The following is a 17,498-nucleotide window of genomic DNA, read 5'->3' as shown; positions in this document are numbered from 1 at the left end:
TCACTCTGACTCGGCCGTGGATTTTCGACGGTCGAGAATCCGATCGACGATGTCGCCGGTCGAGAGCAACTCGTCGTCGTGGTGCTCACGCGGACTCGCGCGTTCGACTCGACAGTCGATCCCGCGCTCGACCAGGGCCGCTTCCAGGTCTGCTTCGTCGTGGTGCTGGTCGTACCCCAGGACGATCACACTCGGTTCGATCCGCTCGATCGGCACGAAGATGTCGGTCTCGTGGCCGAGAATGGCGTCGTCGACCGGATCGAGTGCGGCGACCATCTCGCGGCGCTGGGCGTCCGGGACGACGGGATCGGGTTTGTGGGTGACGTTCGATCGGCGCGCGACGATGACGACCAGCGAGTCACCCATCGTGGCGGCCTCACGGAGGTAGTGCAAATGCCCCGGGTGGAGCAGGTCGAACGTCCCCTGGGCGATGACCGTGCTCACCACAACCACCCGCTGTCCTCGGCGTCGTCGGTCGTCTCCGAGAGCCGCCCCTCCTCGCGCAACTCTTCGTCGATGTCGTGCTGGTCGAAGTCGAAAAACTGCTCTTCGGGCGCGTCGACCTCGACGACGGGCAACTCGATCGGGTCGCCTTCACGGTCGAACGCCTGCCAGTCCCCGCGCTCGTAGGGCGCACCCATGATGATGTGAACCCGTCCGCGACCGAACGCCGCGCGGTCGGCCGCACTCGGCCGGAGGACGCCGTTCGGGTGAGAGTGGATCGACCCCGCCGCGCGGGTGTCGTTGGGCACCATCGAGGTCTTGACGGTCGCGCTCACGGAGTTCGTCTCGGTCCCCGGAATGACGAGGACGTCCGTCAGCACCGTTCCGTCTCGATCGAGGCCGACCTGGCGGGCGTCGTCGCCACGCAGCAGGCCCATGTACTCGTCGGGGTGGCTGTCGCGAGACGCCTCCATGGCGAACTCCAGGGCGGACTCGGCGATCGCCACGACCTCTCCCGGTCGGAACGGGCGCATGGACGCCGAGACGGGACGCCGCCAACTAAGCGTTGTGATGGACCGAAAATCGGAGTCGGTCGCTGGGATCGCCGATCGGATCGGCGCTACTCTTCGAGTTCTTCGGCGAGATCGTCGGCGTCGATTTCGAGTTCGGCTTCGCCGTCGTCACCGACCTCGACCTGGGGGCCGCCAGCGCCGCCGCCCATGCCACCCATCATGCCACCCATCGGGCCGGGCCCGCCGCCGAGTTCCTCGCGGAGCACGACGCGGTCGACGCCGATGAGGTCTTCGAGTTGCTGGCCGATCTGCTGTTTCTGGAACATCCACTGCTGGTTCATCGCCAGCTGGGGCGTCGCCTCGATGAATAGCGTCTCCTGTTCGGTTTCGACGGTCTCGGTGACCGGTTCGTCACCGATCTCGTCGGCGTCGTCGACGTGCTCTTCGGGGTCGTCGACGGGCCGCTCCTCTTCGACGGTCGCGGTCTCGAACTCCACGTCCAGCGGCATGCCGACGGCGGTCTCGATGAACCGCTCGGCGCGCTCTTCGCGGTCGTCGACGACGTCGCTGATTTCGTAGTCGTACTCGATGTCCGCGCCGGCGAGCGGGTGATTGAAGTCGACGCGGGCGCGGCCGCCGACGATCGTCTCCAGGTAGCCCTGGTCGCCGTCGATGGAGACCTCGGCCCCGGGGTAGCGGTCGTCTTCGGGGATCTTCTCGGCGCTGACGGTGCGGACCTGCTCGTCGTCGTACTCACCGAAGGCCTCTTCGGCGGGCGCGACGGCGGTGCCTTCGTCACCGACCTCGCTCCCGCGGAGGGCCTCCTCGATCGAGGGGAAGATGTGGCCCTGGCCGATGACGATCATCTGTGGGCCGTAGTCGTGATCGTCCTCAGCCACACCTTCCTCTTCGGCGACCTCGCGACTCGTCGTGTCGACGAGCGCGTCGTCCTCGACGGTGCGAGCGGTGTACTCGATTTCGACGAAGTCGCCGTCCCCGAGTCCCGCAGTGTCCTCACTTTCGGCGTCCGATGCGACGTCCTCGGCCGGCTCGGAATCGTCCGCTTCGGCCACGTTTTCGTCCGTCATACACCGTTTGTCCGTCGGTCCATCCTTAAGGACACCGTTTCACGGTCCCGGTCGGGGGGCTTTTCTTCGTTCGCCTGCCCGAGTCGACCATGTACGAAGTCGAGATCAAGGTTCCCGTCGAGACGGGGATTCGCGACCGTCTCGCGGCTATCGGGGCCGAACCCGTCGAACGCGTCCACCAGACCGACGCCTATTTCGACGCGCCACACCGCGCGTTCGCTGAGACCGACGAAGCGCTGCGGATTCGACGGGAACGGGTCGAATCGCGAGCAGTCGATGGGTCCGCCTCTGCATCCGGCGACGAGGCGAGAATTGACGAGACGGACGCCCGCGTGCGGATGACCTACAAAGGGCCGAAGATCGACGCCCGATCGAAGACCCGGACGGAAGCCGAGATCGCCGTCGACGACGCCGAGACGGCGCGAGCGTTGCTCGAAGGACTGGGCTTCGAGCGCGCGGCGACCGTCGAGAAAAATCGCCACCGATTCCAGATCGGTGGGACGACGGCGACCGTCGACGACGTGGCGGGACTGGGCACCTACCTCGAACTCGAACGCGACGTCGACGGCGAGGCGGAAATCGACTCGGCCCGTGACGCGCTCGAAGGCACGCTCGCCGACCTCGGGTTGAATCCCGACGATCAGATCCGACGGTCCTATCTCGGCTTGCTTCTCGACTGACGCTGGCGCTTTCGAAAGGTATACCGCGACTGCGCGGGAATCCGCGGCCGATGACTGACCGGAACGTCCAGGTCGAACCCGCCCCGGGCCCGGCCGTCGAGGAACAGACACTCGAAATCGTCGAACGCAAGGGGATCGGCCACCCCGACTCGGTCTGTGACGGCGTCGCCGAGGCCGTCTCGCAAGCGCTCGCGCGCGTCTATCTCGATCGCGTCGGTCGCGTGCTGCATTTCAATACCGACGAGACCCAACTCGTCGCCGGCAGTGCCGCGCCCGCGTTCGGCGGCGGTGAAGTGCTCGAACCCATCTATCTGCTGATCGTCGGGCGCGCGACCAAGTCCTACGAGGGCACGAACATCCCCGCCGAGTCGGTCGCCGTCGAGGCCGCCCGGGACTACCTCGACGAGACGTTCCCCGACCTCGACGTGGGAACGGACGTCATCGTCGACGTCGACCTGGGCGAGGGCAGCGGCGACCTCCAGCAGGTCTTCGGCGAGGACGGCACGGTCCCGATGGCCAACGACACCAGCTACGGCGTGGGCTACGCCCCGCTCTCGGAGACCGAACGCATCGTCCTGGAGACCGAGCGCCAACTCAACGGCGATTTCGGCGCGGAGAACCCCGCGATCGGCCAGGACGTGAAGGTCATGGCCAAACGCGAGGACGACCAGATCGCCGTCACGGTCGCCGTCGCCGCTGTCGACGCCCACGTTCCCGACATCGAGGCCTACGAGGCGATGGTCGAGTCGGTCCGCGAGGAGGTGCTTGAGCTCGCCCGCGAGATCACCGACCGCTCGGTCGAGGTCCACGTCAACACCGCCGACGACCTCGATTCCGGGGCGATCTACCTGACGACGACCGGGACGAGCGCCGAACAGGGCGACGACGGGTCGGTCGGGCGTGGCAATCGCGCGAACGGGCTGATCACGCCCAATCGCCCGATGAGTCTCGAAGCCACGAGCGGGAAGAATCCCGTCAACCACATCGGGAAGATCTACAACCTGCTCTCGACCGAGATCGCGCGGGCGGTCTACGAGCGCGTCGATGCCGTCCGGCAGATCCAGATCCGCCTGCTCAGCCAGATCGGCCAGCCGATCGACCAGCCACACCTCGCGGATGCCCACGTCGTCACCGAGGCGGGCACGCCCGTCAGCGCGGTCGAGGACGACGTGAGTGCGGTGATCGACGACGAACTCGACGGGATCACCGATCTCACCCGATCGGTCATCGAGGGCGAGCAGACCACGTTCTGAGACGGTCACGCTCGATCGGCGGTCGGCCGCCCCATCGACACCCGTTTGATCGTCGGCGATCAAGCCACGATATGCACCCGCCGGGCGCCTCGACGGTGCTGGTCCGACACGGCGAGATCGGGACCAAGAGCGATCAGGTTCGGATGCGCATGGAGGGCCGTCTGCGCGAGAACCTCGCCGCGATCCTCGCGGATCGGGACGTCCCCGGCGACGTCCACGTCGAGCGGAATCGACTGTACGTCCACACTGACGCGGTCGAGGCCGCGACGAGTGCCGTCACCGACGGGTTCGGCGTCGTCTCGGCCTCGCCGGCCCGCGTCGTCGACCCCACACTCGACGCGATCGGCGACGCGCTCGTCGCGACGGCCGAGGCCCACTTTGCGGGCGGCACCTTCGGCATCGACGCGCGTCGCGCCGGCGAGACAGACGCGCACCCGTTTTCGAGTCGGGACATCGGTGAGGTCGGTGGTAGGGCCGTCGGCGAGGCCCTCGACGCGGCGGGGTTCGATCCGAGCGTCGATCTGGACGATCCCGACCTCACACTCTCCGTCGAGTGCCGGCCCGACCGGGCGTTCGTGTTCTGTGAAACGCGGTCGGGGCCCGGTGGGCTTCCGCTGGGCTCGCAGGCCCCGCTGGTCGCCCTCCTCTCGGGTGGGATCGACTCGCCGGTCGCGGCCTGGCTGGCGATGAAACGCGGGGCCAGGGTCCAGCCGATCTACGTCGATCTCGGCGACTACGGCGGCGCCGACCACCGCGCTCGCGCGGTCGCGACGGCCGAACGCCTGGCGGCGTACGCGCCCGACCAGGTGGACGAACTGTCGATCGCGCCCGCGGGCGATGCCGTCGAGCGCATCGCCGAGACGACCCACGACCACCGCATGCTCGTGCTCCGGCGACTCATGCTCCGGATCGCCGCGCAGGCCTCCGAGTCGGCGGTCGGCGTCGTCACCGGCGAGTCGATCGGCCAGAAGTCCTCCCAGACGACCGCGAACCTCGCGGCCGTCCAGCGCGCGATCGGCGCGCCCGTGATCCGCCCGCTCGCGACCTGGGACAAAGATCGGGTCATCGCTCGCGCTCGCGAGATCGGGACCTACAACGACGCCACCATCGACGCGGGTTGTAACCGCGTCGCACCCTCGTATCCCGAGACCGGCGCGACGCCGGCGGGCGTCGACGCCGTCGAACCCGCCGACGCCAGCCGCATGGCCGCCGACATCGCCGATCGCGTCGAGTCGATTCCGATCGAGCCACGTCACGACTGACGGTCGTCGGCCGCGGGCGGTCGTCCGCGCCCGCCACCCGAACGACGAAATCGCTTTCCGGGTTGCCCGCCAGGCTCCGCCTGTGACCGAGGTCTGTCTGCTCGGCGCGACCGACGACCCGCTCCGGCAGGTTCTCCGCTCGCACGAGACCGCTCGCGAGGCGCTCGCGACCTACGACGTGCGCTCACCCTTTGTCAATTCGGTCGCCGTCGAGACGGTCAGCATCGGCGCGGCGGTCGCGTTGCTCAACGATCTCTCCTGGTATCTCGTCCGGTACGTCGAGGCCGCGATGGTCCGGGAGCCCAGCGTCAGCGACTCGGAGTGGCTCTCGGCCGATCTCGCCCGCGAGATTCGCGACGAGACTGTCGAGCCTAGGGCGACCGGGCAGTATCTCCGAATCTACGGCGTCGAACGGCCCAGTCCCGACGCCGCGGGCCGACTGGTCGAGCCGATGTACGTCACCCGGACCGACGGGTCGGTGCCGAGCTACGACCTGCGCGACGTTGCGGAGACGCTCGTGGTTCGCGTGACGCCCACCGAATTCGGTGACGGCTAGTCGGGCCAGACCGCCGCGAGGACGACCGCGACGCCGACGGTGCCAACGACGCCGATCGCCAGTCGCGCGAGGACGATCCGCGGTCCGAACACGCCGAGGCCGAACGGGACCCGTCCCACGCCGATCGCGCTGTACCCCACGAGCAGCGCAACCACCGCTGGTGCGCTCGCGCCGCGATCGCCGACCCGTTCGACGATCGGGTAGACGGCATACGGGCCACCCGGGAGCAGCCCACCCAGCAGGCCAGCGAGTACGACCCCACGCGTGCCCGCCGCCGCACCGAGCGTCGCCGCGACGCGGTCTTCGGGCAACGCGTGCCCGAGCGCGTTCGCGAGCAACAGTGATGCGACCACGAGCGAGGCCATCCGCCCGAACAGCGCGATCCCGCCGGCCGCACTCGATCTCGCCGTCGCGGGGTCGACGACTGCTAGCGTCGCGTAGACGACGACTGCGCCGATCACGACCACGCGCTGGCCCCACGACGCCCCGACGAGGAGTCGGCCAACCTGACGCCACCGACTCACAGCAGATACACCCCCGCGCCGGCGGTGATCGCGATCGCCAGGCCCGCGAGCACGCGCGCCGCGACGATCCGCGACTCGAAAAAGACCAGGCCGTAGGGAATGCGTCCGACCCCGATCGCACCGTAGCCGACCGCCAGCGCCAGCACGGCCGCGACGCCGCCACCGGCGGCCCCCACGCTGTCGATCACGGGATAGACCGCGTACGGCCCGCCCGGCAGGAGGCCGCCGAGGACGCCCGCGAGGACGCCACCCGACGGCCCGGCGGTCGCGCCGAGCGTGCGCTCGACGGCCGCAACCGGGACGAGCGCGCCGATCGCACTCGCGAGTGCCATTGCCGCGACGATCAGCGTGAACAGTCGGCCGAAGGTCCAGGCGCCGTCACGCAGGTTCGCCCACGCCGTCGGGGCGTCGCGGACGAACCACACGGCGTAGACGGCGATCGCCGTGAGCACCACGACCCGGTGGGTCAGACTGGTCCCGAACACGATGTCGATCGCGGACTCCAGCATGCCCGCCGGTGGGCGATCGACGGCGATACTCGTTGGGATTCGAGCGCCCGAAGCGACACCGTTTTGTAACCCGATGTCCGACTGTCGAATGCAGTCCCGTGGGGTAGTGGCCAATCCTGTTGCCTTCTGGGGGCAACGACGGAGGTTCGAATCCTCCCGGGACTACTAGACCACCTTTTTACGTCGGAGGGTTCGCTTCGCGAACCCTCCTCGCAAAAATCTGGACCAAAAACACCTGAGCGCTCACTGCGTTCGCGCTCAGTGAAACGGCTCGCTCCGCTCGCCGTATGCAGGATGGACCTGTTAGATCCCGCGTCTCGTCGGAGTACGTGACGATCTCACTCGCCAGCCGCGTTGATCGCACTGTTCAACTCGTACAGCGCTTCGACGACATCGCTCTCGGTCACTCGATACCGCTGGGGCGTCGTCTGCGGGACCTCCTCGACGATGTCGACGTCGAGCAGGAGGTCGATGTACGTGCCGACCGTCTGGCGGGTGACGCCCGCGTGGTCCGCGAACTCGCTCTTGTTGAACTCCCGGCCGGGCGGCAGGTCGAGAATCGCGTCGAGGAGGATCGGGACGCTCTCGTGCTGGGTGAGGTGAAGCAGGCCGCTCGGGTGGTCGAGACGCGCCTGTTTTACGTCCTGGTCGGACGCGCTGTCTCTGGGTGTGGATTCGCTCATGCTCGAATAGAGGTGACCGGTGTGTATAATCACTTCCATTCGTGTTAACGCTGATTGACGGGGCTTATGTAGTGGGCGATAATAGAGCGGAGTATGCGAAAGCCGTCGGTGAAATGTGCTCTCCTGGCCGCGATGGTTTCGAGACACGGGTGGGGATCACCGATTAATCAGGAGGCCCTGCTCTCAATCGCAGCGATCAGGGATCACGAATATCCCGACGCACGCGATGCCTACGAAATGCTCCGATCGGCAGGGTACATTACCGACCGGGGGAATCGCGGGATCGAACTCAACAACAGTGCGTTTGGCCGGTTGGCCGAAGTGCTCTATCACGACTGTGGGTTGGAACCGTTTCAGATCAGGAGCCGGCTAAAGCACTACGAGGGGTGGGAGAATCACGACTGGGCGTGAATGCAACCCACAGAGGTGGGCCTTTGCGAAACAGGAACACCGACACCGTGTCGCCGGGGAGCGCCCCAGCGGGCGAGACGATCACGCTTTCCACTGGGTCAGGCAGCGATTCATCGAGCGAGTTGTACTGGGGATTGATGCGCCGGTGGGGAACAACGACAGCTGCAAATTGACTGTGCAGGGTGGTAATCGGGCCGTTGTTGGATGAAGTCTATATCCACATATAACGAGAGGATGTAGGATTCTATGTTATAGAAGTTATTATAACAAGTCCGATTAGTACGCCCAATAAGGTTACAATAATTATTGTCGCTTCGACCCATTCGGTAGTCACGATACTTGCAATATTTGTGGTTAATAATCCGACCGTCAGAAGCAATATTGTCATATCGCTAAACACATTCAATTCTGATTGGTTATGCTGGTGCGCTATTTCTATACCTTTTTGAGTAAGCTCAAACTTTACGGTTCCTGGACTATTATTTGGTCTCTCGTCTTTGTATTCGCCATTATTGTCGGGGTATTTTCGGTCTATTAGGTTTGATTGTTGTAATGATACGAATTCTTGTTTAATCTCTTCATCAGTAATTTCCAAGTCCCAATTAATCTCTTCATCTTTTGGCCACACTGGTCTCCCGTCCTCATAATCGAAAATTATTTTTCTATTATTCTCATATAAATACTGCATTAAATTTATCCACTTTTAATCGCTTCGAATGGTGTTTGCTGCTATTATTTTCCCTATCTTCATTTTTGCCTTGCTTGTATATTTATCTCCCATGGGTATTGTGTCTCTCTATGTGGCTTAAATTCTAGTGGTTATATGATGTGCATTTAATATGGTATTTATAGTGGCTGCCTGGCTACGATTGGTGGCTCGCGTCGATATACCGTTGTAGATTCTGTTGCCCCACTCCGTGCGCACGAACGCGTCGCTCCAGATCAGCGTGACGAAACCGGCCTGACCGAGACGATGCTCCCTATTCCGAGCATGAGTGATCATCTACTCGCCAATTTCAGGAACCACGATATCGTTCACCAGCAACGACCATCGTCGCAGGCATAATATTACCCCCGCTCCACCCCCGAATCTCAAATCTTGTTCCCTCGGCGAGCGCCTTACACGATATCGTCGACAAAACGAGCGCGTGACGCCCTCCAATCACCCTGACGACCGCCCCACCCGCTCGCACTCGCCCGGCATCCCGACCCCGAGACTCCACGTCGAGGGCAATCGCCTCGTCGACCCGTCGGGCTCCCAGGTGACGCTGCGCGGGCTGAACGTCGCCGACCCGAAGCGGCTGAACCGGACGGCCGCCGCTCGCGGCAAGGACGCCATCGAGACCGTCGAGTATCTCACCGGCGGCGCGCACGGCTGGCACCCACGTGTGATCCGCGTGCCCGTCCAACCGGTCGACGTCGGTGAACACCCGCCGGGCTGGAAGGCTGGCCCGCCCGAACCCCCCGCGTTCACCCGCGAGCAACTCGAGGAGTATCTCGCAGAGCATCTCGACCCCGTCGTCGATCGCTGCGAGGAAAACGGCGTCTACTGCATCGTGGATTTCCATCGCCACTGGCACACCGAGGATCGCACGCAGCGCTGGGACGACCCCGCGCTCGCGGAGGAGGTCACGCTGTTCTGGGAGACCGTCGCGCCGCGGTACGCCGACCGGACCCACGTGTTCTACGAGGTGTACAACGAACCGACCGAGCCGGGGATGCGCGCCGATCCCCGCGAGGAGGGTGCGGCCGCCGAACTCTGGTGGAACTGGAAAGCCGTCGCCCAGCCGTGGGTGGATACCATCCGCGAGCACGCCCCCGAGACCCCCACCCTGATCGGGTCGCCGACGTGGTCCCAGAGCCCCGAGGGGGTCTACGTCGAGCGCTTCGACGGCGAGAATCTGGCCTACACGTACCACATCTACGCGGGCCACGAGGTCAGCCGCGAGGCCGACTGGGCGGGGGTCGGCCCCGACGCCCAGGGCACGGCGGGCGTCGCGAGCGAGGTGCCACTGTTCGTCACCGAGTTCGGCTGGCAGGTCGAGGACGATCTGGATCTGTTCCGCGCCTCGACCGCCGAGTTCGCTGCACCGTTCCGCGAGTGGGCCGACGCGAACGATGCGATCCACTGGATGGCGTGGTGTGCGGACCCCGTCTGGCGCCCGGCGCTGTTCGACCGCGCGTTCGTCGACGCGGAGGCGGCGGACTCGATCGGCGAGCCCTACGACGGGCCCGTCCCAGATCTCGTGGGTGAGGCCGACGCGACCGACGAGGCCGGTGAGACGGCGGAAACGGGCGAGAACACTGGCGCGTGGACGCTTCGGGAGGAAGGCGCGTTCGTCAAAGCCTGGCTCGCGGAGCGTCGGTCCGACGGGGCCCCACAGGTCGCCGCCGAGCGGACGGTCGACGACCACTCCTGATCGGACGGGCTGGTCGATCCGAGCACATTTGAGACACTCCGACTGGGAAACACTCAAGGGTCCGTTCGGCCACCTCCCGGTGTGACTCGATCGAACGCTCGGGGGGCCGATTCGTGCGCGTCGTGATCGTCGGGGCCGGCGAGGTCGGGACCGCCGTCGCCGAAAACCTCGCCCCCGACCACCACGTCGTGATCGTCGAACAGGACCCAGACCGCGTGGACGATCTGACCTACTCGCTGGACGTCCTCGCGATCCAGGGCGACGGGACCGACATCGCCACGCTTCGGGAAGCCGGCATCGACGACGCGGATCTCGTCATCGCCGCGACGGACGCCGACGAGGTCAACATCGTCGTCTGCGGGACGGCCCGGACGGCCACCGACGCGTTCACCGTCGCCCGGGTGAAACGCCCGTCGCTCCTCTATACCTGGCAGGAGTCCGAGGCCGCCTACGGCGTCGATTTCATGGTTAGTACCGACCTGCTCACCGCCGAGGCCATCTTCCGGATCTCCGGACTTCCGGGCGCGGTGGACGTCGACACGTTCGCGAGTGGACTCATCCGCATGGCGGAGTTCGAGATTCCTGCCGACAGCCCACTCGTCGGCTGTAGCGTCGAGGAGGCCGACCAGTACGACTCGATGACCGTCGGGGCGATCTTCCGTGGCGACGATTTCGTCATCGTGACGGGGACCGACCGGTTCCAGGCTGACGATCGCGTCGTCGTCATCGGCAGTCCGGACTCGATTCGGGCGTTCGCCGCGGACGTGACGACCGGGGGCGACGAACCGGCGACCGACATCGTGATCCTCGGCGGTAGCAGCGTCGGCGTCCAGACCGCCCGCCTCATCGAACAGGAAGGCTACCGTCCGCGCCTCGTCGAGAGCGATCCGGGCCGGGCGCGCGAACTGGCCGAAGCGCTCTCGAAGACCGTCGTCGTCGAGGGCGACGGGACCGACCGGACCTTCCTCGACAACGAACACGTCGGGGACGCCGATCTCGTCGTAACCTGTCTGGGGAGCGACGAGAAGAACCTGCTCGTCTCCTTGCTCGCTGAGACCGTCGGCGTCGAGCGGACGGTCGCGATCGTCGAGACGCCCGCGTACGCCGATCTGTTCGAGACGGTCGGCGTCGACGTGGCGATCGACCCACGCGAGGAGGCGGCCGAGGAGATCGTTCGGTTCACCCGTGAGGGCCGTCCGGACAACGTCGCGATGATCGAAAACGACCGCGGCGAAGTCCTCGAACGGACTCTCCAGGCGGACAGTCCACTCGTCGGTGAGACTGTCCAGGCGGCGGTCGATGGGTTCCCCGAGGCCGTCGTCATCGGGGCGATCGCACGAGCGGGTGAGCTCGTCACCCCCCGCGGCGAGACGGTGTTTCGCGCTGGCGATCACGTCGTCTTCTTCGTCGCCACCGACGCTGTAGACGCGATCGCTGACCGCATCTGAGCCGGGTCGCTGACGGGGGGTTCAAGGCCGTCGCGGCGTTCGGCCAGCATATGCAGCAGGGAGTGTCCCCCTCGTGACCTGGCACGTCGACTGGCGGGCGAGCGTCGGCCTGGTCGGGACGGTCGTGAAGTACCTCTCGGCCACGATGGTCGTCCCGCTCGCCGTCGCCATCGTCTACCGTGCGGACATCGCGACGTTCGTCCTCGCGATGGCGGCGACCGCGGTGATCGGGGTCGCGCTCGAACGGATCGATCCCGACCCCGACATCGGCCCGCGCGAGGCGCTCGTCCTCGTCGCGACGGTCTGGCTCGCCGCCGCGATCTGTGGGGCGATCCCGTTTCTCATCGCCGGGATCGGCACCGAATCGACGGTCGGACTCTCCCTGGCCTCACCGGGCGCAGCGATCGAGTCGATCGTGAACGCGCTGTTCGAGTCGATGAGTGGCGTGACGACGACCGGCGCGACCGTCCTGGGCACGATTGGGTTCGAACAGCACTCCCACGCACTCCTCATCTGGCGACAGCAACTCCAGTGGCTCGGCGGCATGGGGATCATCGTCCTCATGATCGCCATCTTGCCCGAACTCGCGGTCAACGGTGCGGAACTGATGGAATCGGAAGCGCCCGGCCCGGAACTCCAGAAGCTCACCCCGAAGATCGCCCAGACGGCCAGGGTCCTCTGGCTCCTGTATGCGGGCTTTACCCTCCTTCTCGTGGCGATCCTCTGGGGGATCGGCGTCACCGGTCTCGCCCCGGAGATGACGCTCTATCAGGCGCTCGCGCACGGCTTCTCGACGCTCCCGACCGGCGGGTTCTCACCGAAAGCCGACAGCATCGGGGCGTTCGCGGCGGTCGTTCAATGGGTCGTCATCCCCTTCATGGTCGTCGCGGGGGTCAACTTCGCGCTGTTCTGGCACGCCGTCCGTGGTGAGTTCCAGGTGTTGCTCGACAACACCGAGTTCAAGGTCTATACCGGCGCGATCGCCGTGTTCGTCGCCGTCGTCTTCGGCCTCCTCCTCGGTGGTGGCGCGCCCGCCCTCGAAATCGGTGGCGCGACTGCCGGCCGCCCGGGCAACGCCCTCCGGCAGGCCGCCTTCCAGATCGCCTCACTCCTCAACTCGACGGGCTTCGCCACATCGAACTTCGCGCAGTGGGACGCCCACGTCAGGATCGTCCTCCTCTTTGCGATGTTCGTCGGCGGGTCGGCCGGATCGACCGGCGGGGGGATCAAGGTCGTCCGCTGGCTCGTCGTCGGCAAGGCCATCCGGCGAGAACTGTTCACGGCCGCGCACCCCCGAGCGGTCGTCCCGGTTCGACTCGCGGGGTCGGTCGTCGAAGAGCGGACCGTCCGGGCGATTCTCACCTTCACGGTGCTGTATTTCGTGCTGTTCGGGCTCGGATCGGTGTTTTTCGCCCTCGACGCCGCCCGGGTCGGCATCGATTTGACGATCCTCGAAGCCACGAGTGGTGCGCTCGCGACGCTGGGCAACATCGGGCCGGGGTTCGGGCGGATCGGGCCGTTCGGCAGCTATCTATTCCTCCCGGAGACCTCCAAACTCGTGATGATCCTGTTCATGTGGCTCGGTCGCCTGGAGATCGTGCCCGTGCTCGCGCTGTTTATCGGCGGGCTCGACCGATCGCCCTGAGCGATAGCCTGACGGGCCTCGCGGCCGACGCCCGATCGTGGCCATGGACGACGATCACGCGTCGATCAGGCGGATTCGAGACGATGAGCGCGAGGCGGCGATCGACCTGCTCGGTGAGCTCTGGACCGACGCCGAGCCACGTGAGATCCGATCCTGGACGAGCGTCGATTCGTATCGCCTGTTCGGGCGGTTCGTCGACGCTGACCTCGTCGGCGTCGCGGGCGTGACGGTGATGACCGAACTCCACCACGAACGCATGGCCTGGCTGTACAGCCTCGTCGTCGATCCCGACCGGCGCGGCGAGGGCCACGGGTCGGCACTCGTCGCGTACGTCGAATCCTGGGCGGACGAGCGGGGATTCGAGCGATTGGGTCTGGCCTCACCGCTGGACGCGACCGACAGTCAGGCTTTCTACGACCACCTCGACTTCGAGCGGTGGGGGTACGTCGTCGAGAAATCGCTATAGTAGCGTTCAGCGCGTGTCGACGTCTTCGAAGGCGTACTGGACGGCCTTGTTCAGCGTCGGGTGGGCGTGGATCGTGTTCGTCACGTCCGCGACGGTGCCCGACCCCGATCGCATCGCGACGAGCACCTCGTGGATCATCGTCGAGACCTCTCTGCCGAGCATGTGACAGCCCAGAATCGTGCCGTCCGGAGCGGCGAGCACCTTCACGAACCCGTACTCCAGCTTTTTCGCCCGGCCCATCGGCGTCGCCGGCAGCGACTGCCGGCCGACGCGGTACGCCCGGTCGGCCTGCCGTAACTCCGCCTCGGTCGCGCCGACACCCGCGATCTGTGGCTCAGTGAAGAGAGCGTGGGGCAGCGCCGAGAGGTCGATCGAGCGGCCGGCGTCGTGGACGACGTTGTCGATCGTGATCTGGGTCTCGTAATCGCCCGAGTGTTTGAACATCGCGTTGCCCGCGATGTCGCCTTGCGCCCAGACGCCGTCGGCACTCGCGCGCAACTGATCGTCGGTCTCGACGAAGCCCCGATCCGTGGTCGCGATCCCCGCGGCGGCCACATCGAGCGTGTCGGTGTTCGGCCGTCGCCCGGCGGCGATCAGGACCTCCTCGCCCTCGATCGAGACGCGATCGCCGTCGGTCGATTCCGCGTGGACGCGAACCCCCTCGCCGTCCGGTTCGACCCGCGTCGCGCGATAGCCGGTGTGGATGTCGTGGCGGTCGCGAGCGATCGCGGTGAATGCCTCGCTGACCTCGGGGTCTTCCCGTCCCAGCAGGGTCTCGCCGCTTTCGACGATCGAGACGTCGGTCCCGAGGGTCTCGAACGCATAGCCCAACTCGACGGCGATGTACCCGCCGCCGACGATCACCAGGCTCTCGGGTTGGGCGTCGAGAGACAGGGCCTCGCGACTCGTGAGGGCGTCGACCGTCTCGATGCCGTCGATCGGCGGGACGACCGGTCGACTCCCTGCCGCGACGACGACCCGGTCGGCGCTGACCCGATCGTCCCCGACGGCGACCGTGCGCTCCTCGACGAACGTCGCCTCTTCGCGGTACATCGTGAGAGTCGCTTTCTCGCGATAGTCCGATTCCATGCCCTCGGCGATGCCCGACAGCGTGTCGTCGATATTTGTAACGATCGCCTCGAAGTCCGTCTCGTCGAGCGTGGCGTCGTGGTAGAAGCGATCGGCCTCGCGGACCTGCTCGGCGGCTACCGCGGCCTGGATGAACATCTTCGAGGGGTTACAGCCGCGGTTGAGACAGGTCCCGCCGAGCGGGCCCTTCTCGATCAACGCCGTGTCGAGGCCCGCGTCGGCGGCCGCCGCGGCGACGGTGTTCCCGGTCCCGCCGCCGATCACGAGCACGTCGTACATCAGGCGTCCTCCCGTGGCCCGTACGTCTCCGTCCAGTCGATCAGGTCGTCCAACGCTGGTTCGAGCGCCGCTCCGCGCTCGGTGAGGGCGTACTCGACACGCACTGGCTGGTCGCTGACGACGGTCCGATTCACCAGGCCCTCCCGATCGAGTGTCGAGAGGCTCTCGGAGAGCATCTTTCCGGAGACGCCGTCGAGAGCGCTCTTCAGGTCGCTGAAGCCTTTCGGCTCGTCGAGGAGGTGATAGACGATCCGGAGGTGCCACTTCCGGCCGGTGATCGTCTGGATCGTCTCGAACGCCGCGCTCGGATCGACGAACCGTGGCTGGGACCGCCGGTCGGTCTCGACCGCCGGTCGCTGGAGGTTCGAACGCATACTCTTGCCCAGGTCGTCTCGGCCACTTAGTGTAGCTCTGCCGGCCGGTCGGTCCCCGGATCACCGAAAATTTAAATATGGGGTTGTCGATCCAGCGCGGGGACGGCACCGCTCGGGACCGATCGTGCGATCTCCTCAGAACGTGATGACTGCGTCCTCAGAACGTGATGACTGCGTCCTCAGAACGTGATGACTTCGTAGCCCTCCTCGACGAGCGACCGAATGCTGGGATGGCCGTCGTGGTCGTCGAGCGTGTCGAGACCGGCGTCCGCGACCGATTCGGTGACGCCGAACGCGCCCGCACAGTACTCACACACGGCGGCCTCGTCGCGGACGCTCCGATACAGGTCGTGATACTCGTTGTCGGGGTCGGTCAGTTCCGCGATCCACTGCGTGCCGGCCCCGTCGAAGATCAGGAGGCCCTCGTCGCCGTCGGTCTCAGCGAACTCACGAGCGGTTTCGAGGGCGTTCACCAGCCGACCCGTGTCGGCGTGCGTGTCGGTGCCGGCGAGGACGACGATCGCTGCGCGTGCCATACCGGGGCGACGCCGGGGCGCCCAAAATCGTTCCCGCACGGTCGGGTAACGTCGTCACACTCGGGAAAGCCGACCTACATCCCGCCGTCGGACTCGCCCATTCCGCTGTCGACGACATCGCGCGTCATGATCAGCCCGCTCGCGAGCATCAACGCCGCGAGTGCGACCATGCCAGGGTCCCAGCCCATCGTCGACGCCGCGGTGTCGCCCATGCCGCCGTTCATCCCCATCCCGTCGGTCATGTCGTCGCTGCCACCCATCATACCCGTGCCGAGCAGCGCCTGATTGAACAGCATGATCGCCGCATACCCGATCATGAGCGGGCCGCTCGCCCGGCCGAGTCGGGTCGAGGCGGGCGTGAGCAAGACGGCGCCGTGAACGAGAACGATCGTGCCGAGGACGACCATGATCCACGCACTCGCGCTCATCGACGCCGCCGTGCTCGCACTCCACAGCGAGTACCCACCCGAAGCAAAGGCGATCGCCGCACCGTACAGTCGTGTGTTCGAGACCATACCGGCTCATCGAACGCCCCACGGAAAGCTCTCCCCGACAGCTTACCCGATCGTAACCGTCTCCAGGTCGCTGCCGACGTGGACCGTCGCGTCGACGGCCCCATCGATCTCCGATCGGATCGACGCCGCGCGAGCGGCCGTCTCGGGGTAGAGGTGGGTCAGATAGATGCGATCGACGTCGAGGTCGGCGTACGCGCGAGCGATCCCGACGGGCGTCCCGTGGCTCTCGCGGTCGTCGTGAAACGCACAGTCCTGAACGAGGACGCTGGATCCCTCGGCAAGCGCGGCGATGGCGTCGGTGGCCTCGGTGTCGCCGCTGATCGTCAGTGCGTCGTCGATCCGATAGGCGAAGCCTGCCTGAGAGTGGGTCGTCTGCGCAGTCTGGATCGAATAGCCCGCGAGGTCGAACGTGGTGCCCTCGCGCTCGTCGATCCTCAGATCGACGCGCTCGGGAATCTCGTCGATCGCGAGAAACTCCGTGAGGTACGCCTTCGTCCCCGGTGGCCCGACGATTCGGGCGGTGGGCGACCCGTCGAGCCAGCGTGCCTTCAACAGGGAGGGCAGGTCTGCGACGTGATCGAGGTGGTGATGAGTCAGGAGGATCGTCTCGACGTCGCTCACCGCACAGCCGGCCTGGACCAGGCGATGGAGCGTGCCCGCGCCACAGTCGACGAGCAGTGGCTCCCGATCCTCGCCCTCGACGAGGACGCTCGCCTGATACCGGTCGCCCGCGGGCAACGCCGCGCCCGTGCCGAGCAGTGTCACGCGCATGCACGGACGACGGGGAGCCCACAGAAGAGTCTT

At 66.1% G+C, this 17,498-nt stretch carries 21 protein-coding genes and 1 tRNA gene; 10 read left to right on the top strand and 12 right to left on the bottom strand.

Features of this window, described 5'->3' with window-relative positions; all coding sequences use genetic code 11:
- From HARCEL1_RS08100 to HARCEL1_RS08090, 3 genes are all read right to left on the bottom strand, one after another.
- Positions 1–444 carry an adenylyltransferase/cytidyltransferase family protein gene (locus HARCEL1_RS08100; RefSeq protein ID WP_108382198.1) on the bottom strand — a complete coding sequence of 148 codons (444 nt, stop codon included), beginning with the start codon at positions 442–444 and terminating at the stop codon, positions 1–3.
- Positions 441–977: a Mov34/MPN/PAD-1 family protein gene (locus tag HARCEL1_RS08095; RefSeq protein WP_108382195.1), complete on the bottom strand. Its 537-nt coding sequence runs from the start codon at positions 975–977 to the stop codon at positions 441–443. The genes HARCEL1_RS08100 and HARCEL1_RS08095 overlap by 4 nt, the downstream gene beginning before the upstream one ends.
- A gap of 86 nt (positions 978–1,063) precedes the next feature.
- On the bottom strand, positions 1,064–2,044 hold the full coding sequence (locus tag HARCEL1_RS08090) for an FKBP-type peptidyl-prolyl cis-trans isomerase (RefSeq protein WP_108382193.1): 981 nt from the start codon (positions 2,042–2,044) through the stop codon (positions 1,064–1,066).
- Between the two features lie 89 nt (positions 2,045–2,133).
- Here HARCEL1_RS08090 and cyaB point away from each other — a divergent pair, with 89 nt between their 5' ends.
- The 4 genes from cyaB (at position 2,134) to HARCEL1_RS08070 (ending at position 5,795) form a co-directional block, all read left to right on the top strand.
- Entirely contained in the window at positions 2,134–2,724 is a 591-nt protein-coding gene (gene cyaB / locus HARCEL1_RS08085; RefSeq protein WP_108382190.1) for a class IV adenylate cyclase, read from the top strand.
- A gap of 50 nt (positions 2,725–2,774) precedes the next feature.
- Positions 2,775–3,977: a methionine adenosyltransferase gene (locus tag HARCEL1_RS08080; protein ID WP_108382187.1), complete on the top strand. Its 1,203-nt coding sequence runs from the start codon at positions 2,775–2,777 to the stop codon at positions 3,975–3,977.
- A 71-nt stretch (positions 3,978–4,048) separates the two neighbouring features.
- Positions 4,049–5,239 (top strand): tRNA sulfurtransferase, encoded by a 1,191-nt coding sequence (locus tag HARCEL1_RS08075; protein ID WP_108382184.1) that lies wholly within the window; start codon positions 4,049–4,051, stop codon positions 5,237–5,239.
- A gap of 82 nt (positions 5,240–5,321) precedes the next feature.
- Positions 5,322–5,795: a DUF5804 family protein gene (locus tag HARCEL1_RS08070; RefSeq protein ID WP_108382182.1), complete on the top strand. Its 474-nt coding sequence runs from the start codon at positions 5,322–5,324 to the stop codon at positions 5,793–5,795.
- On the opposite strand, the gene HARCEL1_RS08065 is transcribed toward HARCEL1_RS08070, so the two are convergent.
- Both HARCEL1_RS08065 and HARCEL1_RS08060 read right to left on the bottom strand, forming a co-directional pair.
- Entirely contained in the window at positions 5,792–6,319 is a 528-nt protein-coding gene (locus HARCEL1_RS08065) for a hypothetical protein (RefSeq protein ID WP_108382179.1), read from the bottom strand. The two genes, HARCEL1_RS08070 and HARCEL1_RS08065, sit on opposite strands and share 4 nt — an antisense overlap.
- The gene (locus tag HARCEL1_RS08060; protein WP_108382177.1) at positions 6,316–6,828 is read right to left on the bottom strand and encodes a hypothetical protein; all 513 of its coding nucleotides are present in this window, start codon (positions 6,826–6,828) and stop codon (positions 6,316–6,318) included. The genes HARCEL1_RS08065 and HARCEL1_RS08060 overlap by 4 nt, the downstream gene beginning before the upstream one ends.
- Positions 6,829–6,920: 92 nt before the next feature.
- Here HARCEL1_RS08060 and HARCEL1_RS08055 point away from each other — a divergent pair.
- A tRNA-Gln gene (locus HARCEL1_RS08055) sits at positions 6,921–6,993 on the top strand.
- A gap of 173 nt (positions 6,994–7,166) precedes the next feature.
- On the opposite strand, the gene HARCEL1_RS08050 is transcribed toward HARCEL1_RS08055, so the two are convergent.
- The gene (locus HARCEL1_RS08050; protein WP_108382174.1) at positions 7,167–7,511 is read right to left on the bottom strand and encodes a helix-turn-helix domain-containing protein; all 345 of its coding nucleotides are present in this window, start codon (positions 7,509–7,511) and stop codon (positions 7,167–7,169) included.
- 93 nt (positions 7,512–7,604) lie between these two features.
- On the opposite strand from HARCEL1_RS08050, the gene HARCEL1_RS13950 reads away from it, so the two are divergent.
- Complete coding sequence (locus HARCEL1_RS13950; RefSeq protein ID WP_108382172.1) at positions 7,605–7,922, top strand: hypothetical protein; 318 nt, start codon at positions 7,605–7,607, stop codon at positions 7,920–7,922.
- Positions 7,923–8,166: 244 nt separating this feature from the next.
- On the opposite strand, the gene HARCEL1_RS13345 is transcribed toward HARCEL1_RS13950, so the two are convergent.
- Positions 8,167–8,610, bottom strand: a complete 444-nt coding sequence (locus tag HARCEL1_RS13345; protein ID WP_159077064.1) for a hypothetical protein — start codon at positions 8,608–8,610, stop codon at positions 8,167–8,169.
- Positions 8,611–9,070: 460 nt separating this feature from the next.
- Between HARCEL1_RS13345 and HARCEL1_RS08040 the strand changes: the two genes are divergently transcribed.
- From HARCEL1_RS08040 to HARCEL1_RS08025, 4 genes are all read left to right on the top strand, one after another.
- Complete coding sequence (locus HARCEL1_RS08040; RefSeq protein WP_159077063.1) at positions 9,071–10,342, top strand: glycoside hydrolase family 5 protein; 1,272 nt, start codon at positions 9,071–9,073, stop codon at positions 10,340–10,342.
- Positions 10,343–10,455: 113 nt separating this feature from the next.
- Positions 10,456–11,790 carry a Trk system potassium transporter TrkA gene (gene trkA / locus HARCEL1_RS08035; RefSeq protein WP_108382167.1) on the top strand — a complete coding sequence of 445 codons (1,335 nt, stop codon included), beginning with the start codon at positions 10,456–10,458 and terminating at the stop codon, positions 11,788–11,790.
- A gap of 73 nt (positions 11,791–11,863) precedes the next feature.
- A complete protein-coding gene (locus HARCEL1_RS08030) occupies positions 11,864–13,435 on the top strand; it encodes a TrkH family potassium uptake protein (RefSeq protein WP_108382164.1) in 1,572 nt (523 codons plus the stop codon).
- Between the two features lie 43 nt (positions 13,436–13,478).
- A complete protein-coding gene (locus HARCEL1_RS08025) occupies positions 13,479–13,901 on the top strand; it encodes a GNAT family N-acetyltransferase (RefSeq protein WP_108382162.1) in 423 nt (140 codons plus the stop codon).
- 6 nt (positions 13,902–13,907) lie between these two features.
- Here the strand turns inward: HARCEL1_RS08025 and HARCEL1_RS08020 are convergent, their stop codons facing one another.
- The 5 genes from HARCEL1_RS08020 to HARCEL1_RS08000 all read right to left on the bottom strand — a co-directional run bounded on the left by HARCEL1_RS08020 (position 13,908) and on the right by HARCEL1_RS08000 (position 17,465).
- A complete protein-coding gene (locus tag HARCEL1_RS08020; protein ID WP_108382159.1) occupies positions 13,908–15,269 on the bottom strand; it encodes a dihydrolipoyl dehydrogenase family protein in 1,362 nt (453 codons plus the stop codon).
- Positions 15,269–15,643 (bottom strand): winged helix-turn-helix transcriptional regulator, encoded by a 375-nt coding sequence (locus tag HARCEL1_RS08015; RefSeq protein WP_108382157.1) that lies wholly within the window; start codon positions 15,641–15,643, stop codon positions 15,269–15,271. The genes HARCEL1_RS08020 and HARCEL1_RS08015 overlap by 1 nt, the downstream gene beginning before the upstream one ends.
- A 179-nt stretch (positions 15,644–15,822) precedes the next feature.
- On the bottom strand, positions 15,823–16,179 hold the full coding sequence (locus HARCEL1_RS08010; protein WP_108382155.1) for a DsrE family protein: 357 nt from the start codon (positions 16,177–16,179) through the stop codon (positions 15,823–15,825).
- 74 nt (positions 16,180–16,253) lie between these two features.
- The gene (locus HARCEL1_RS08005; RefSeq protein ID WP_108382153.1) at positions 16,254–16,694 is read right to left on the bottom strand and encodes a hypothetical protein; all 441 of its coding nucleotides are present in this window, start codon (positions 16,692–16,694) and stop codon (positions 16,254–16,256) included.
- Between the two features lie 42 nt (positions 16,695–16,736).
- Entirely contained in the window at positions 16,737–17,465 is a 729-nt protein-coding gene (locus tag HARCEL1_RS08000) for an MBL fold metallo-hydrolase (protein ID WP_108382150.1), read from the bottom strand.
- Between the last annotated feature and the right edge of the window lie 33 nt (positions 17,466–17,498).

The organism is Halococcoides cellulosivorans, assembly GCF_003058365.1.
Classification (GTDB): Archaea; Halobacteriota; Halobacteria; order Halobacteriales; family Haloarculaceae; genus Halococcoides; species Halococcoides cellulosivorans.
Note: the sequence above shows the minus strand (reverse complement) of the source record. Positions and strands in the feature narration are given on the sequence as shown.